This window comes from Pseudoalteromonas sp. SWN29 (genome assembly GCF_015864465.1).
In the GTDB taxonomy this organism is placed as follows: Bacteria; Pseudomonadota; Gammaproteobacteria; order Enterobacterales; family Alteromonadaceae; genus Pseudoalteromonas.
On the sequence record NZ_JADYXE010000050.1, the window covers coordinates 15541 to 32409 of the forward strand.

Sequence of the window (16869 nt, forward strand, 5' to 3'; positions counted from 1 at the left end):
TGATTGTTAAAACAAGATGAAAACTTATCTTTTGTCATTGAGCCAGAACTAACTCCTCGTTCTGAACAGCGCATAGATCTGTATTTTTCTATCCCTAATGAAATGGGGATTAATCCGCAAACGCTTACCGAAGAATCATATTTTAATAACCACTTCAAATCGCATTTAGCGTATAACGCGAATAATATACACTTGCCATTAGTACGAAGCCGCTTTGTGAGTAAAAATAAAGGTGAGCAGCAAGATTATCGTCAAAACCTTAATTTATTTTGTTACCAAGTACGTTTAGCCCTTGATGCCGATATAAAAGACGCGTTAAAAATTGACGAAGCCGAAGACTTTTATAAACGTGCTAACGAAGTATATGAACAAAGTGAGGGGCTTTTAAAAAAGCTGCGCCGCTATACACCAGATGACGAAAAACTACTGCCATTTTTTACCAATGCTGATAACTATTTAAGTTGGCATGTTGAGCAATCTTTTTTAAAGCTTTTAGATGAAGGCCCCCGTAGTAGCGATTATGCGAAAGAACGTAACGATTTAATGCAGTTTTGTAAAAACGAAAATGCATATCGGGCCGACAAAAACTATAATTCTGAAACCACAATGCAAGACGCTAATCGAATAACAAATAAAATGCGCTTGTTACAACGCTTAATTGAGCACGGCGTAATATTACAGCGTCAAACGCGGTTTCTTAATAGCTACCTTAAGCGATTAGTTAAGGGCACTGTAACAGCTGTTATCATGGCATTTGTGATGGTTGTTATACTCAATGCTCGCTCAACGTTTACTGAAGTCACCGCGACGCTTATTTTAATTTTAGGGGTTATTTACGGGCTACGTGAAATATTTAAAGAAGATATTACGCGTATGATTTGGCGAGCTATTGTACAAGGGCGACCCAAGTGGCGATTTAGTTTTAAAAATAGTATTACCAAAGACAAAATAGCGAGTCAGCTAATTTGGCTTGAATACACACGCTTTAAAAAAATCCCTAAAGAAGTAAAGTCTATATTTTCAAAACGTCGACAGCAAAATAAACAAGCTGCGCAGTGGTTACATTTTGCGAGTGAAACGCGTGTAAGTGCAAAAGAATTTTTACCCGGTTACGATACCTTGCAACAAACTCTGCAATTTAGTCTTGCGCCATTTGCGCGTTATTTAAAACGTGGTGAAGGGAAGTTATATCATTTAGACAGTAATAAAATATCTAAACAGGCGGTTGAGCGGCGCTACCAACTTAACATGGTGCTTGTGCTGACTGAGGAAGATAGAACACTTTACCAACGCTATAAAATAACGTTAAATCGCAGTAAAATCGTCAATATTGAGCTTATTTACTCGAAAAAGTAAGCTTATGAATAAAAAAGGGACTGATAAAATCAGTCCTTTTTTTTAAATTTATTTATTAGCTAAACCATGTTTACTATATAAAGTTACTTTGTCTGACACTAGCGTGATCTCGATATTTTTCGCTTCATCGCCCCACACACAATTAGTATGCAGTGTTTTTTCAACACAGTTATCAGCACTGCCTAAAATGGTTTCAACTTCAGTCTTATCCATACCTACTTTAATTTTTTCGTAGCTTTCAAGGCTTACTTTAGAACAAGCCGCAAGGCTTAATGTAGCTGCGATGATAAGGAGTTTTTTCATTGTTATATCCTACTTAGTATTAATGTTTGAATTTTCTGATTTGGACGATCATGCCCATTCGTGGGTGGTCAAAGTAATGTACTTCACCACTTATTACACGTCTAAACTGAGAAAAGCGGGCTGACTCTATATCGCCATTTTCTAGCTTTTGGCTAATATCAAAATTAGCTGTAATGTATAAATAATGTCGCAAGTGTATTTTAAATAAACCGTCTAGTTCCCACTCTGCTTTTGATTGGTCTGGGTCGTTAAATAGTTCAGGTTGTGAATTTAATAAACTTACAAAATCAGGATTTGAATAGCTAGGGGTTACGTTGGAATCACTTTTAAGGTGTTTACCTGCTATTAAATGCATACTTGGTGCACGCGATTTACTTGCGCCTTCAAAGCGCCAACCAGTATGTAGAATAGGTGTTAATCCTTTGCGATCTAGCTGTTGGTACTGCGCTTTAAATTGCAGTTGTTCTGGCGCTAATAAATAAGTTTGCTGCATATCATCTTTAGCGGGGGCTAGAGGTGTGACAGGTAGCTCATCATAGCTTTGTATGTAGTCTGTACTGTCACTGCATACACCCGATTGCGGGTTTGAATTAACTAAGGAATCGGTAAAAGAGCGTTTTTGAAAACGCTCATCGCCATCTATACAGGCTTGCATTGCTTGCTCTGTGTAAAGTGGCGTCATTAAATCTAGAGAATTTTTATCCTCAATAGCTTTGTGCTTAAGGGTAAAGTCTTCTTGTAAATATGGAGCAGGGCGCTGTTTAAATACCAGCACCTCAACCTCAAACCAACGCTCTGCAAATGCAGTGCTACTAAATAAGCAGCATAAAATAACAAGCGATTTTTTTAGCAACATTAATGGCTAACCTTTTTTTCGAAATCTGCAATCATTGCAGTGACCATTTTTAAGCGTTCGCGGGCATTAGCCTCACTAATTGCAAAGCGCAGTTTATTCGCGCCATCCATTTTGTACACCTTAGGCGCACTTTGTATCAAACCTATAATGAAGCTAGGGTTAACCTTGGTATCTTGGCTAAACTCAAAGTAACCGCCCTTAGGGTTTGCTTCAATCTTTGTTATACCCAAGTTACTGGCCTGCATTTTAAGCTGTTGTAAGCTAAACAAGTTTTTAGCAGCATCTGGCAGCAAACCAAAACGGTCTATCAACTCAACTTGCAGTTCATCCATGTCATCAAGGTTAGCACAACTTGCAACGCGCTTGTACATACCTAAACGTGCATTTACATCGTGTATGTAATCATCAGGCAATAGTGCAGCCAGTTTTAAATCCACTTCGGTTTGCTTTTTAAGTAGGTTTTCAAGTGTTGGTTCTTTACCTTCACGTAGCGCATTTACAGCTTGCTCGAGCATTTCCATGTACAAGCTAAAACCGATAGTTTGCATTTGACCTGATTGATCGTCGCCAAGTAACTCACCCGCACCACGAATTTCTAAATCGTGTGTTGCTAGGGCAAAACCTGCGCCTAAATCTTCTAACGATTCGATTGCTTGTAAGCGTTTACTTGCATCTTTAGAAAGTGCTTTAGGGTCACCTGTGAGTAAATAGGCATACGCTTGATGATGGCTTCGGCCAACTCGCCCGCGTAATTGGTGTAACTGTGCAAGGCCGAGTTTATCTGCTCTATCCATAATAATGGTGTTGGCTGTAGGTACATCGATACCCGTTTCGATAATCGTGGTACATACCAACACGTTGTATTTTTGATGATAGAAGTCAGTCATTATTTGCTCAAGCTCTTGCTCGCGCATTTGACCGTGAGCTGAGGTGACGCTTGCTTCAGGCACCCATTCACTGATCTCTTGTGCAACACGCTCAATAGTTTCTACATTGTTATGTAAAAAGTAAACTTGACCACCGCGTTTAATTTCACGCAGTACCGCTTCGCGTATTAGTTCTACATCGCGTTGACGCACAAAGGTTTTTACCGCTAAACGTTTAGCAGGCGGGGTCGCGATAATTGATAAATCACGCATGCCACTCATAGCCATATTAAGTGTACGCGGTATTGGCGTTGCAGTGAGTGTAAGTATGTCTACATCGGCGCGCAGTGCTTTAATTTTCTCTTTTTGGCGAACACCAAAGCGATGTTCTTCATCAACAATGAGTAAACCTAAATCGTTAAATTTAATGTCATGCTGAATAAGTTTATGTGTGCCAATAACTATATCGAGCTTACCGTTCGCCATTTTTTCAAGCGTGTCTTTTTGCTCTTTAGTGGAGTTAAAGCGCGAAAGTACACCTACTTCAATAGGAAAATCAGCAAAGCGGTCTTTAAAGTTTTCAAAGTGCTGCTGAGCCAGCAAGGTGGTAGGCACTAAAATGGCTACCTGTTTATCATCGTTAACCGCTACAAAAGCAGCACGCATGGCCACTTCTGTTTTACCAAAGCCTACGTCACCACACACTAAGCGGTCCATGGCTTGCTTTGATTGCATATCACCTAATACCGCTTCTATGGCATTACGCTGATCGTCAGTTTCTTCAAACGGGAAGCTATCGCTAAATTGGCGATATGCAGGGGCATCTAGGGTAAATTTATTACCAGGTTTTGCTTGGCGCTGTGCATAAATATCGAGTAATTCGGCGGCTACATCGCGAACTTTTTCAGCCGCACGTTTTTTTGCTTTTTCCCATGCATCTGAGCCAAGCTTATGCAGCGGGGCGCTGGCTTCTTCACCACCAGAGTAACGGCTAAGCATATGCAATGCAGATACTGGCACGTAAAGTTTAGCTTCACTTGCGTAAGTAATTGTTACAAATTCAGTAACTACACCTGCAGCATCAATTGTTTGCAAACCCTGATAACGGCCAACACCATGATCGAGATGCACAACAGGTTGACCTTCCTTAAGCTCGGCTAAGTTACGGATTAGTGCATTTTGGCTGGCTTCGTACTTGTGCTTGCGGCGTCTACGCTGAGATACTTTAATGCCAAGCAGTTCTTGCTCGGTAATAATAGAAAGGCTGGGCTTAGTACCCAGTACCACACTTTGCTCAAGCGGGCTTACTATTAAACCCACATCACTCGCGCTTTTTGTAAATTGTTCGAGTGTTTCAAATTCTTTAAATTTTAAACCGCTTGGTTTTAAAATGCTCAGTAATGATTCGCGACGACCATCCGATTCAACACTGAGTAATATGCGGCCTTTTTTCTTTTTTTGCTCTGCTACATAATTTATAAACGCGCCATAAGGTTCATGCTGTTTATGATCGATTCGAATAGCCGGCAGTTCGTTAACGCTTAAGTTTTTATTACCTGCTTTAGTTCCGAGTTTTGCAAGGGATAAACGAATACGTGCAAAGTTACCTAAATTAGAAAACAGCTCTTCAATAGGCTGATAAAGCGTATTGGGCTCAAGTAATGGGCGAAGTGGGTCAACTCTGCGGTTTTCATAGCGTACATTTACATCATGCCAAAAGTTATCTGCCGCATGCTCTAAATCACCTAGTTGCATAACGGTTGTTGTATCTGGCAGGTAGTCAAAAATAGTGGCTAGCTTTTCAAAAAACAGTGGCATGTAGTATTCAATACCTGCAGGCCAGTTACCTTTACTTACTTGCATGTATACCGAGTCTTGCTGTGAGCTTGCACCAAACTTTTCACGGTAGCTTATTCTAAAGCGCTCAATATCGGCTTCATTTGTAGGAAATTCGTGTGCTGGAAGTAGCTCAATTTTATCTACTTTTTCATCAGAACGCTGCGTTTCTACATCAAATAAACGAATAGTGTCGAGTTCGTCATCAAAAAAGTCGAGTCTGAATGGATGCGGGCTACCCATCGGGTATAAGTCAACGATAGAGCCGCGTATAGCGTATTCGCCGTGCTCCATTACTTGTTGAACATTTAAATAACCGGCTTGCTCTAAATTATCACGAAAGTTATGTGTGTCTAGCTTGTCACCTACTTTAAAGTTGATTGTTGAACCATAAATAAATGAGGCTGGGGCTGTGCGCAACATTAAGGTAGATACAGGTACAATTAACACACTTTGTTGTTCTTTTTTTAAGGTGTTTAAAGTGGCTAAACGGGCTGAAATAATATCTTGATGGGGAGAAAAGTGATCGTATGGCAGAGTTTCCCAATCAGGAAATACCATTACCGGGTTATCGGGTAATAAATATTCTAGCTCTGTTTCAAGGCGCAGTGCGCTTGGTGTATCGGGCGTAACAATTAAGACTAAGTTATCTTGTTGTTTAACACCTTCAGCAATGGCAATGCTTAAACCACTTCCGCTTAGCTGGCCCCATTGAATTTTATCTTTTTGAGATTTTACCCAAGGCAAGGCTGCCCATTGCTCAAACGCCATTTATTACTCCATTTATAGTTGGCTCTTAGCAAGTAAGAGCCATTATATTTGTGACCCAGAGTTCAGGTTACTTAGTCTCGGTATATTTTTGTTAGGTCTTTATAGTGATCAATTCGTCGATCACGTAAGAACGGCCAAATACGTCTTACGTTTTCTGAGCGTTTTTGATCAATTTCTACCACTAAAATTTGCTCATCAGTATTATTAGCCTCGGCTAGTAACTCACCTTGTGGGCCTGCAATGAACGAATTACCCCAAAACGCAATGCCGTCACTTTGTCCGCTTGGGTCACTTTCATGGCCTACGCGATTACAACTAATTACCGGCACACCATTGGCAACAGCGTGAGCACGCTGGGAAATAACCCAGGCATCTTTTTGACGAGTTTGCTCAGCAATGTCGTCATTTATATCCCAACCAATAGCAGTAGGATAAATTAATACCTCAGCGCCTGCCATTGCCATTAAACGCGCCGCTTCAGGAAACCATTGATCCCAACATACTAGCACGCCTAATTTACCTACCGAGGTTTGAATCGGCTCAAACCCGATATCACCAGGGGTAAAGTAAAATTTTTCGTAAAAGCCAGGATCATCAGGAATATGCATTTTGCGATATTTACCGGCAATGCTACCGTCTTGCTCTAATACAACCGCAGTATTGTGATAAAGGCCCGTAGCGCGTTTTTCAAATAAAGACGCGACGATTACAATGCTTAGCTCTTTAGCAAGCTCACCTAAGGTATTACTGCTAGGGCCCGGAATTGTTTCGGCTAAATCAAATACGTCAACATTTTCGGTTTGGCAAAAATAGAGGCTTCGGTGTAACTCTTGAAGTACAACTAGTTTTGCACCTTTTTGAGCGGCTTCACGAATGGCATTGATTGATTTTGCCATATTTTGTTCAGCACTATCGTTGTTGCTTTGTTGCACTAACGCAACGGTTAACTTTGCAGGGCTTGTCATAGTGCTGCTCCAGCTAAAAATCCACGAGGTAATTGCATTGTAATACAGTGCAGGCTGCCAAATTGTTCAATAATGGGTTGGCAATTAATGCCAATAATAGTGTGTTGTGGGTATGCTTTTTGAACTTGTGCAAGCGCATGTTCATCATTGGCATCATTATACGTTGGAACAAGCACAGCATTATTAATAATTAGGTAGTTAGCGTAGGTAGTCGGTAAGCGTGTTTGCTCATCGTCATAAGCGGCTTTTGGCCACGGTAACTCAATTAAGTTATATGGGGTGTTATCGGCAGTTTTAAAGGCTTTTAGTTGTTTTTCCATTGCATCAAGTGCGCTGTAGTGCTCATCAGTTTTATCGTTGCACTTTACATATACAAGGGTATTATTTGGAGCAAAGCGTACTAAGGTATCAATGTGGCTGTCGGTGTCATCACCGGCTAAAAAGCCATGATCAACCCATAAAAAGCTCGTCGCACCTAAGTGCTCTTTTAAAAGTACTTCTATGTCAGCTGGGTTTAAATCTGGGTTACGATTTTTATTTAGTAAACATTCGCTGGTTGTTAGCAACACACCATGCTCGTTTATTTCAATACCGCCACCTTCAAGCACCATATCGAGCGCTTGATATTGATTTTTTTTGCTACTTAGCTCTTTCACCAATGTACGATTAATTTGATTGTCTAATGCACTTTCAAACTTATTGCCCCAACCATTAAAAGTAAAATCATAGATTTTTAATTGCTCTGGCGTATCAATGGCGGCGCAAGTAAGCGGACCATGATCGCGCGCCCACGTATCGTTAGTAGGCGTTACTACAAAATGAACACGATTAAGAGAGATATTAGCGCTATTTAGCAATGCTGTAATATGCATTTTTAAGGCACTGTTATGTGCCACAATAACAAGCTGTTGCTGCGTTGTTATATATTTAGCAAGCTCAACATACACAGGTTCTACACGTGCTAAATTATCAGCCCAATCGGTGTCTTTATGAGGCCACGTAAGCATAACAGCGTCTTGCTTGGCCCATTCTGGTAAAAGTCTAAAGTTCATGAATTTTATATACTAATTAAGATGACACTAGTTTAGCATTTTACAAAAAGATGTCAGCTAATTATCGTTGTTTGAATCATCTTGGGCTAGTTCTAATTCTTGACGTTTTTTAAGTTGGCGGGTTTGAGCATGTAAACTCGCTCTAACAATTAGTTCTTGGTCAGTGGTTCTAATAGCGGTGAAAAGCAGGGTGTATTGATAATGTTCGCTATCTTGTTTTTCTACTGCCACAACTTCGGTGTAACAATAAACCGCAGAGGCTTCGTGGTGCAAAAATAGCTTAGTTCTGAATGATTGGCCAATTGAGTGTACTTCAGGAGAAGTAAAGCGAATACCACCGCCGCCGTAACTATCACATTGGATTGCATTATCTTGCGCTTGTTCTGAGGCCAAAATATGGCTCATTATTAAATCTATTTTACGTGACTGCGCTTGTAAAAATGTAGCTAGCTCTTGTGCTATATCGCCTAAGTTACGCAGTGGGCGTAACGAGCTTTGCTCAAGCTCACTCACTTCATTAGCTAATCTAAATAGTGGGGGGATATCGTCTTCAAGCTCAAGCTGCGATTTAGGAATTTGTCCGTTCGATACGGCGAATAAATTTACTCTTATACTTTCATTAATTTGAAAGTACTGCTCAAACTCACCTAATCTTTCACTATTCATTATGTTCTCCACCACGTATTTATTTAATAGTAGCGTTGTGAGTACTAAATTGCTAGCAGATAAAATAACGCATAGCGGGCTAAATGCTTTGTTTACATTCAATTTTTAACATACAGATTATGAAAATAAATACACTAAGACATATTTAGGGTTAGTTATAAAAAAGCGGCCAATGTCATCCTAACATTGGCCGCTTGGGTATTGATTCATCAGCACATACTTATTTAAGTAGAGCGGCTAATTCATGTAAATCTTTCACCACGTGATCTGGCTTTTTAGCTAATGGGTAAAGTGCTTTACCAGGGCGAGCTATAAACGTAGTTTGTAAGCCTGCTTCTTTTGCGCCAGCAACATCCCAGCCATGGGCTGCAACCATCATTGCTTCATTTGGTGCTACGTTTAACTTTTTAAGTACCCACTCATAAGCACGTAAATCAGGTTTGTAAATTTTAATATCTTCAATGCTGTAACGCGCATCAAAGTAAGACATTAAACCAGCGCTTTCAAATTGTGCCTTTACACCCTTGTTTGAGGAATTTGTAAGGCTTACTAATTTATAGCCTTGCGCTCTAAGTTTTGCCAGTCCTTCTTTAACATCAGAATGTGGTGGTAAAGTTAGAAGTGGTGTAACAATCGCTGTTTTGGCTTGTTCACTAGTAATATCAATATTATTGTTTTGCGCAACCATAAGAAGTGATGCCACGCCGATTTGTCCGAAGTCGTGATAACTACCGCTTACAGTATCTACTAGTGAATGGTGCAACATAGTTGAAAACCACAGCGGTAATAAATCTTCACGTCCGCCTAGTGCTTTACCAATAGAGGTACGCATTGACGTTAAATCAAGTAGGGTTTCGTTTACATCAAAAATAAGCACTTTAGGCTTTGTTTGTTCTTTTGCTTCATCAGCTACTGCATAACCAGATACAAGGCTTGTGCCCACAAGTAATGAAAGAGTCAGTGTTTTTAACGATTTTAAAATAGACATTAATTTTTCTCCGATTCAAGTGCTGCCATAACATCAATAGGTTCTGCGCGTAGGGTGTAGTCTTCACTTAAGAATGCGTATGTAATAACACCATCTTGATTTATTACGTAAGTAGCAGGTAGCGGTAATTTAAAGCTTTTATCGCCGTAGTAGTGTTCAAAATCAATACCAAATTGTGTGTATAACGCTTGAATACGCTCATCAAGTGTAAACAATAAACCAAATTGCTCAGCTACTTTATTGCTCACATCTGAAAGCACATCAAATTCAAGGTCGTTTTTTTGTGCCGTTGAGAGTGTTTCATCAGGTAACTGCGGTGATATTGCTACTAATTGAGCACTTTGAGTTTTAAATTGCGGTAAGTAATCGTTCAGTGCTTTTAGCTCTAAATTACAATATGGGCACCAGCCACCACGATAAAAGCTAATAATTACCGGGCCTTTTTTTAATAAATCTGCAAGCTCAATGTTTTCGCCTTGATGATTGGCTAAGCTGAAGTTTTCTACTTTTTGACCAATTTGCAACGCATTATCTTTAATATGCTGTGCAATAAGTTCTTCGTTTGTAGTGTTCATTAATGCCAAAACGTCAGTCGGTAATTTGGCATCTTTTTGTACGTTGTAGGCATCTATTTGCGCTTTTAAACTCATGATTGAACCTCAATAATTAGACTATCTGCAATTATAGTGTTTTACATATTTAAATAAACATTGCAAAACTGAAAGCTTCATTCGAAAATGTTAAACATTGAAAAGTGCACAATGGCATCTTTATGTATAATTTAAGCGACTTAGAAACATTTATAGCCGTAGTTGAAAATAAAGGGGTGCTTGCTGCTGCGCGCGAGCAGCGTTTATCGCCTGCAACGGTAAGCCATCGCTTAAGTAAATTAGAACGTGAGCTTGCAACAGTACTTGTTTTTAGAGACAGCAGACGAGTACGGTTATCTCCCGCCGGAGAAATATTTTACGCACGAGTGGGTGCTATAATTGAAGCACTTCACGATGCTGAGCATAGTATTGGTGCACGAAGCTCATCAGTAAGTGGTTTATTGCGCGTAACCATGCCGCCTTGGATTTTTTCAAAATATGTAATGCCTAGACTTAATGAGCTGGAGCACGCTTATCCAGAGCTAAAGCTTGATTTTTTAATAACGGATCATTTTGTAAATGTGGTTGATGATGCACAGGACGTTGCTATTAGAGTAGGGCAATTAAATGACTCAGGACTGCTTTCTCGTAAAATAGTAAACAATAGCCGCATACTTTGTGCAGCTCCTAGTTACATAGAAAAATACGGCATGCCTGAAAATTTAACGCAATTGAGCGAGCATTATTGGGTATGTTTACCGTGGCAACGACAGTTAAAGCTTTTTGACGAACATAAAAAAATCCATACTTTTAATGCTAAAACCCGTTTTACTATCTCAAACTCCGATAATATGACCCAAGCTGCTATTGCAGGCCATGGTATAGCTATTAAATCTAAAATAGCGATTAATGAAGATCTTAAAAATGGAGTTTTAGTTGAAGTTATGCCCGGTGTAATGGCACAAGATGATGCGCCAGTGTGGTTTTTACGTCCGCAAAATAGTTTAACTACCCGCAAAACCGATGTTTTTTATGACTTTATGAAATCGTTATTTTTGAGCTGCGAATAAGCGTTTAAATGAGCGCTTTGCTCCAGTTAAAAATAAATAACCAGTAAGTTCTGCTAGTACGGCAATAAAAATAGCTGCAACAATTGCGGCTATAATAGAGTCTTTTTTTAAAATAATTTGACCTTCAAAGCGTTGCCATACTTGTTGCTTTATATCCTTCATGCCACTGATTAGAGTAAATATATACGGAGATTGAGCAAACCGATTCACAGCGACCTGTAAGTCTTGTTGTCGATTGTAAAGAGTACTTATATTACTTGCCCCCTTATTCACAATCTTATCATCAATATTTTTATAGTGTTTTATTAGCTTGTCTAAATCATTATTAAAATACTTAGCAGCATCGTTTTTAAATGGTGCAATTGCATTATTAGCTTCAATTAATTGGGCTGATAAGGCCTGGCCAAAATCGCTCACAAATGCAGGGATTTGCACCCCAAGTAGTAAACCAAATGCAAAGAAACTAAGGCGGATATAATCTAAAATTTTACTCATTGATCTTCCTATCCATTTAAATAACCCAAAATTAACATTTGAGCTTGTTTTTATATCAAAAACTCGTAACCTATCGGTAATAATAACAACAGGTGGATGTTAAGGATGACGAAAAAAGTAAAGTTCACGTCAACATTTGTTGATATTTCTAAGCAGCTCAAACGCTTTGTATCGCGCATTGTTCAACCCGAAGATGTAGAAGATATTGTGCAAGAAACCTTTGTAAAAAGCTATGAAGCTGATTTAAAGCAAGACATCCAGTTTACCCGCAGTTATATGCTTAAAACAGCAAAACACCTAGCACTTAACCATATAGCTAAGTGGGACAATAAATTTAATGATTCGTTAGAAAACGATAACGAATTACCCGTACTCCTCAAATCAATGAAGCTCGAAGATGAATATACATCTAAAGAGCGCTTTTTACTTTTTTGTAGAGCTACTGAGCAACTAAGTTCATCGATTCGTAAATGCTTTATATTAAAAAAAGTGTACGGCATGAGCCAAAAAGAGATAGCAGACCAAATGCAGTTAAGCCAAAGCACTGTTGAAAAACACATTGCCAAAGGATTGTTACAAACCATGTTGTACATGCGTGAACATGAGCAAGGCTCTCAAACGCACCCTAAAGCTCAAGCACACCCTATATCCGTTAAGAGGGTCGCAGAATGAGTAATGTTCATCAATTTAATTCAAAAGATTTAATTTTAGAAAAGTCATGTGATTGGATAAGCGCGATTGATCGTGGTTTAACTGATGATGAAAAAGAGCAATTTAAATTATGGATGATGCAAAGCACCGCTCATCAGGACTCTATTTATGAGCTTGCCCAGTTGTGGGATGAACTTTCGGTATTAAATGAATTAAGTCATTTATTCCCTCAGCGTGGCAATACTAAATCATCAAAAAATAAGTGGATGTTTTCTTACTCAATTGCAGCGAGTTTATTTGCAGCACTAATGGTATGCAGCTACTTATTAATTAATTTAGAAAATGGCTATAACCAAGAGCTTGCAAAAGTTAATTACACTAAAATTTACAAAACAAAAGTAGGTGAGCAAGCAACCTATGTATTGCCAGACGGCACCATAGTGCAGCTTAATACTAATAGCTTACTAGAAGTTGCTTATAGTAAAGGTCGTAGGCAATTGCTGCTAAGCCGTGGAGAAGGGCGTTTTAATGTAGCAAAAGATGCTACGCGCCCGTTTAGTGTTATGGCGGGAGATAAAAGTTTTACCGCTCTGGGTACTGTTTTTAATGTACAGCGCAATACTTCGTCAGATTTAGAGCTTGTTGTTACCGAAGGCAAAGTGATGATCACCGACCCTAGTGTTGCGGTTGATGCAAATGACTTTAAAGATTATCAACTTGCAGATAACAGCACGCAAAAAATTCGTCAAATTAATGCCAATATTGTTACCTCAGGCGAAAAAGTAATTATAGAGCAAAGCGTTACAAAACCAATTACCCAGCTTTCAATGAACGACGTACAACGCGATTTGGCATGGCAAAATGGCATGCTTATTTTTAATGGAGAAGAGCTAAGTGATGCGTTAAATGAAGTAAGCCGTTATACCGCTACACGTTTTGAGCTTTCATCAGACGAGCTCGCCAGTATTAAAGTAGCTGGGGTATTTAAAGCAGGTGACGTTGAAGGTTTACTAGAGAGTTTACAGACTAATTTTTCTATTGATCATGAGCGTTTAGGTGAGCATGTAGTAACGCTAAAACACCATACAGAATCATAAGTAGACGTTATGAAAATCAAACTAATGCTAGCTAAAGTTGCACCTATAAAGATTAAACGTAAAAAAAATATTAAAAAAAAGAAACAAAACTATAGAGGATTTTTGTTTGTCAGCTGTTTATATAAGTTGCGCAGTAACCAAACGCATTTATTGAGTGGATTGAGTGTACTTGCACCGGCTATTTTTAGCTTGAGTGTACAAGCCGCAACTCAAACCACTGGGCAAATGGTGCAATTTGATATAAAAGCGCAGCGAGCAGACAAAGCCTTAATTGAATATGCTAAACAAACAGAGCAAACCGTGGTGTTTTCTTATGAGTTGGCAAAGCAGTATGACGCAAATTCAGTTTATGGATTTTACACTCAGCTAGATGCCCTAGAGGCATTATTAGGTGGGACTGAGCTCGATGCGGTTGTTGATCAAAATGGTTTACTGAGTATAAAACTCAAACAAATCAACAGGAATGATAACAACATGATGAAGCTTTCAGCGGTCAGTGCAGCAGTATTACCAGCTTTACTTGCAGTAAATTCGCAAGGTGTAAACGCAGCAGAAGAAGTCGCTCAAGAAAAAATTGAAAAAATTGCTATTGTCGGTAGCCGTGTAGCAGGACGTTCAGTTGAAGATTTACCCGTTCCAGTCGATATCTTAAGTGCAGAAGCGCTTGAAAATACAGGCCAAACAGAAGTTGGTCGTATGCTACAGTCTATCGCCCCTTCATTTAACTTTTCAAGCTCTGCAATTAGTGACGGTACTGATGCTTTAAGACCTGCGACACTTCGCGGTTTAGGTCCCGATCAAACATTGGTGTTAATTAACGGCAAACGTCGTCACCAAGCAAGTATTATTCATATTAATGGCTCTGTTGGGCGTGGTACCGCAGGTACTGACATGAATGCAATTCCAGCCTCTGCAATTAAACGCATTGAAGTATTACGTGATGGCGCTGCTGCTCAGTATGGTTCTGATGCAATTGCAGGTGTTATTAATATTGTGCTTAAAGATGGTAGCGAAGGTGGCAAAGCGGCTATTAACTACGGTCAATATTCTGAAGGCGATGGCGAAACCATTAACCTTGATTTTAATAAAGGCTTTGCGCTAGGTGATGACGGTTATTTAAATACAACTATCAATTACCGTGACCGTGCACCGACTAACCGTGCAGGTTTACATGGCTCTTGTCAGTTTTATGGTTGTACAGAACTAAGTGACGGTACTTTACTTGCTGGCGATCCGCGTGAATTAACAGCTGATAGAGATACATTTAGAATTGGTGATGCTGATTCTCAGCAGTTTGGTTTAACAATTAATACCGGTTACGAGTTAGGTGATGGCGAGCTTTACGGCTTTATTACTTACTCAACACGCGAAAACGAGTCGGCTGCATTTTTCCGTCATAATGCAAATGCTGGTGGTAACCCTGTACTGCAAGATAACGATGCGACTATTCCGCTAGGCTTCTTACCAAAAATTAATACAACTATCGACGATATCTCGTACAACTTTGGTTATAAAACTGAGTTTGATAACGATGCAAGCCTTGATTTATCATATACCTACGGTGAAAACAGCATTGATTACACGACAAGTGACACTATCAATGCCTCATACGCTAACTTTTTACGTTATGACCAAGGTTTAAGTGCTGCTGATATTCGTACAACTATCCCACGTGAAGCATACGCTTACGGCATGGGATTATCACTGCAAACAATCAATATTGATTTTACGCAAAACTTTGATGATTATTCTTTAGCAATGGGTGCTGAAATACGTACTGACGAATACCGCATTTTAGAAGGCAATGAGTACGCATACCGCGATTACGATACAACTAACGGTGTAAGTATTTACAACGGTTTAAGTGGCGGTGTTGGCTCTGAAGACGCATCTGGTGGTTCGCAAGGTTTTGGTGGATCGTCTCCTGCGTCATCAGTTGATGAATCGCGTGATGTAATTTCATTTTACATAGATGCAGAAGCTTATGTAATTGAAGATGTGATTTTATCGGGTGCACTTCGCTACGATAACTACAAAGGCTTTGGCGACACAGTAAACTTTAAACTTGCTGGTAACTGGTCTGTAACCGACGATATTTCATTACGCGGTGCATTAAGCTCAGGTTTTAGAGCGCCTTCAATGCAGCAGCTTTACTTCAACAATGTAAGTACGCAATTTGTTGTTGGTGCTAATGGTAACTTAGTGGCAGAAGAGGTTGGGACATTTAGAAACGATTCAACACTTGCGCAAAGCTTAGGTATTCCAAAACTTAAAGAAGAAAAATCACAAAACCGTAGTTTAGGTATTGTGTATAACGTTACAGATAATATTAATGTAACCGTTGATTACTACTCAATTGATATTGACGACCGTATTGTAATTAGTGACCGCTTAGGTAAAGGTTTATCTACAAGCCTTGATGCTGCATTAAACAGTGCAGGGGCAGGCGTAGGTCAGTTTTTCTTAAATGGTGCAGACACAGAAACTCGTGGTGTTGATTTTGTAGCAACGTGGAACACTGAAGGTTTAGGCGGAACACTTGATTTTACACTTGCAGCTAACTTTACTAAAACAGATGTTGTATCGTTATTTTCGCCTGCTGGCTCAAGCCTTGAGACAGTAAATGTAGACGATATATTTTCAGCTGAAGACATCTCTATTATTGAAGAATGGCAACCAGAGGATCGTATTAACTTAAGTGCGCTTTATCAACGTGACGATTGGACAGTTAACCTTTCACTTAATCGTTTTGGTGAGTACACAGTAGAAGATGGTGGTCGTCAAACGTATGGCGCAGAGATTTTAACTGACGTTAAAGTTAACTACTTCGTTACTGAAGATTTGTCGGTAAACATTGGTGCAAACAACTTGTTTGACGTTTATCCAGATAAAAACGAAATAGGTAACTCTCGCTCAGGTACTATTGTAGATGCTAGTGGCAACACAGTAATAAGTAGTTCAGGTGTGTTTGACTACTCACGTCGCTCGGCTCCATTTGGTTTTAACGGTGCTTACTACTACGTAGGTGCAGAATACCGTTTTTAATTAATAACACTCCCTTTCGTTATTTAATTTTAAAGGGCCGTAAGGCCCTTTTTTTGATTTTATCTTGGGCTGTTTTTATTGAGTGATCGTCAAGCTCTTCAAAATGAATTTTTTAAACAATATACTTTAAATACGACGTGAAGCGAGGCGGTGTATTAGAGGCAATAAAAAACCCAGCGCTAGGCTTAACACCGATCAGTTAAGGTATTTTTGATCGGTTGACCGATCTTTTGGTTGCTTCACAATACCCTTATCATCTTTT

At 39.4% G+C, this 16869-nt stretch carries 14 protein-coding genes; 5 read left to right on the top strand and 9 right to left on the bottom strand.

Features of this window, described 5'->3' with window-relative positions; translation table 11 throughout:
• Window positions 1–3: 3 nt before the first annotated feature.
• Window positions 4–1356: a hypothetical protein gene (locus I6F53_RS16705; RefSeq protein ID WP_024599138.1), complete on the top strand. Its 1353-nt coding sequence runs from the start codon at window positions 4–6 to the stop codon at window positions 1354–1356.
• A gap of 48 nt (window positions 1357–1404) precedes the next feature.
• Here I6F53_RS16705 and I6F53_RS16710 read toward each other — a convergent pair whose 3' ends face one another.
• From I6F53_RS16710 to I6F53_RS16745, 8 genes are all read right to left on the bottom strand, one after another.
• Window positions 1405–1659, bottom strand: coding sequence for a hypothetical protein (locus I6F53_RS16710; protein ID WP_010554066.1), 255 nt, complete (start codon window positions 1657–1659; stop codon window positions 1405–1407).
• A gap of 19 nt (window positions 1660–1678) precedes the next feature.
• Window positions 1679–2515 carry a peptidoglycan binding protein CsiV gene (locus tag I6F53_RS16715; protein WP_197192416.1) on the bottom strand — a complete coding sequence of 279 codons (837 nt, stop codon included), beginning with the start codon at window positions 2513–2515 and terminating at the stop codon, window positions 1679–1681.
• Window positions 2515–5988 carry a transcription-repair coupling factor gene (mfd, locus tag I6F53_RS16720; RefSeq protein ID WP_197240400.1) on the bottom strand — a complete coding sequence of 1158 codons (3474 nt, stop codon included), beginning with the start codon at window positions 5986–5988 and terminating at the stop codon, window positions 2515–2517. The genes I6F53_RS16715 and mfd overlap by 1 nt, the downstream gene beginning before the upstream one ends.
• A gap of 71 nt (window positions 5989–6059) precedes the next feature.
• Complete coding sequence (locus tag I6F53_RS16725; RefSeq protein ID WP_166420785.1) at window positions 6060–6953, bottom strand: carbon-nitrogen hydrolase; 894 nt, start codon at window positions 6951–6953, stop codon at window positions 6060–6062.
• On the bottom strand, window positions 6950–8005 hold the full coding sequence (locus tag I6F53_RS16730) for an agmatine deiminase family protein (protein WP_197240401.1): 1056 nt from the start codon (window positions 8003–8005) through the stop codon (window positions 6950–6952). Before I6F53_RS16730 ends, I6F53_RS16725 begins: the two co-directional genes overlap by 4 nt.
• Window positions 8006–8062: 57 nt before the next feature.
• Window positions 8063–8671 (bottom strand): PilZ domain-containing protein, encoded by a 609-nt coding sequence (locus tag I6F53_RS16735; RefSeq protein ID WP_165739739.1) that lies wholly within the window; start codon window positions 8669–8671, stop codon window positions 8063–8065.
• A gap of 220 nt (window positions 8672–8891) precedes the next feature.
• A complete protein-coding gene (locus tag I6F53_RS16740) occupies window positions 8892–9659 on the bottom strand; it encodes a haloacid dehalogenase type II (protein ID WP_165739737.1) in 768 nt (255 codons plus the stop codon).
• On the bottom strand, window positions 9659–10309 hold the full coding sequence (locus I6F53_RS16745) for a peroxiredoxin-like family protein (protein ID WP_166420786.1): 651 nt from the start codon (window positions 10307–10309) through the stop codon (window positions 9659–9661). The genes I6F53_RS16740 and I6F53_RS16745 overlap by 1 nt, the downstream gene beginning before the upstream one ends.
• A 122-nt stretch (window positions 10310–10431) precedes the next feature.
• Here I6F53_RS16745 and I6F53_RS16750 point away from each other — a divergent pair, with 122 nt between their 5' ends.
• Window positions 10432–11319 (top strand): LysR family transcriptional regulator, encoded by an 888-nt coding sequence (locus I6F53_RS16750; protein ID WP_165739734.1) that lies wholly within the window; start codon window positions 10432–10434, stop codon window positions 11317–11319.
• Here the strand turns inward: I6F53_RS16750 and I6F53_RS16755 are convergent.
• On the bottom strand, window positions 11299–11814 hold the full coding sequence (locus tag I6F53_RS16755) for a DUF2937 family protein (RefSeq protein WP_166420787.1): 516 nt from the start codon (window positions 11812–11814) through the stop codon (window positions 11299–11301). The genes I6F53_RS16750 and I6F53_RS16755 overlap by 21 nt on opposite strands.
• Window positions 11815–11919: 105 nt before the next feature.
• Between I6F53_RS16755 and I6F53_RS16760 the strand changes: the two genes are divergently transcribed.
• Genes I6F53_RS16760 through I6F53_RS16770 form a run of 3 tightly spaced genes read left to right on the top strand, consistent with a single transcriptional unit; the run spans window position 11920 to window position 16607 of the window.
• Window positions 11920–12486, top strand: coding sequence for an RNA polymerase sigma factor (locus I6F53_RS16760; RefSeq protein WP_166420788.1), 567 nt, complete (start codon window positions 11920–11922; stop codon window positions 12484–12486).
• Window positions 12483–13562, top strand: a complete 1080-nt coding sequence (locus tag I6F53_RS16765) for a FecR family protein (RefSeq protein ID WP_166420789.1) — start codon at window positions 12483–12485, stop codon at window positions 13560–13562. The genes I6F53_RS16760 and I6F53_RS16765 overlap by 4 nt, the downstream gene beginning before the upstream one ends.
• 9 nt (window positions 13563–13571) lie before the next feature.
• The gene (locus I6F53_RS16770; protein WP_197240403.1) at window positions 13572–16607 is read left to right on the top strand and encodes a TonB-dependent receptor plug domain-containing protein; all 3036 of its coding nucleotides are present in this window, start codon (window positions 13572–13574) and stop codon (window positions 16605–16607) included.
• Window positions 16608–16869 lie beyond the last annotated feature (262 nt).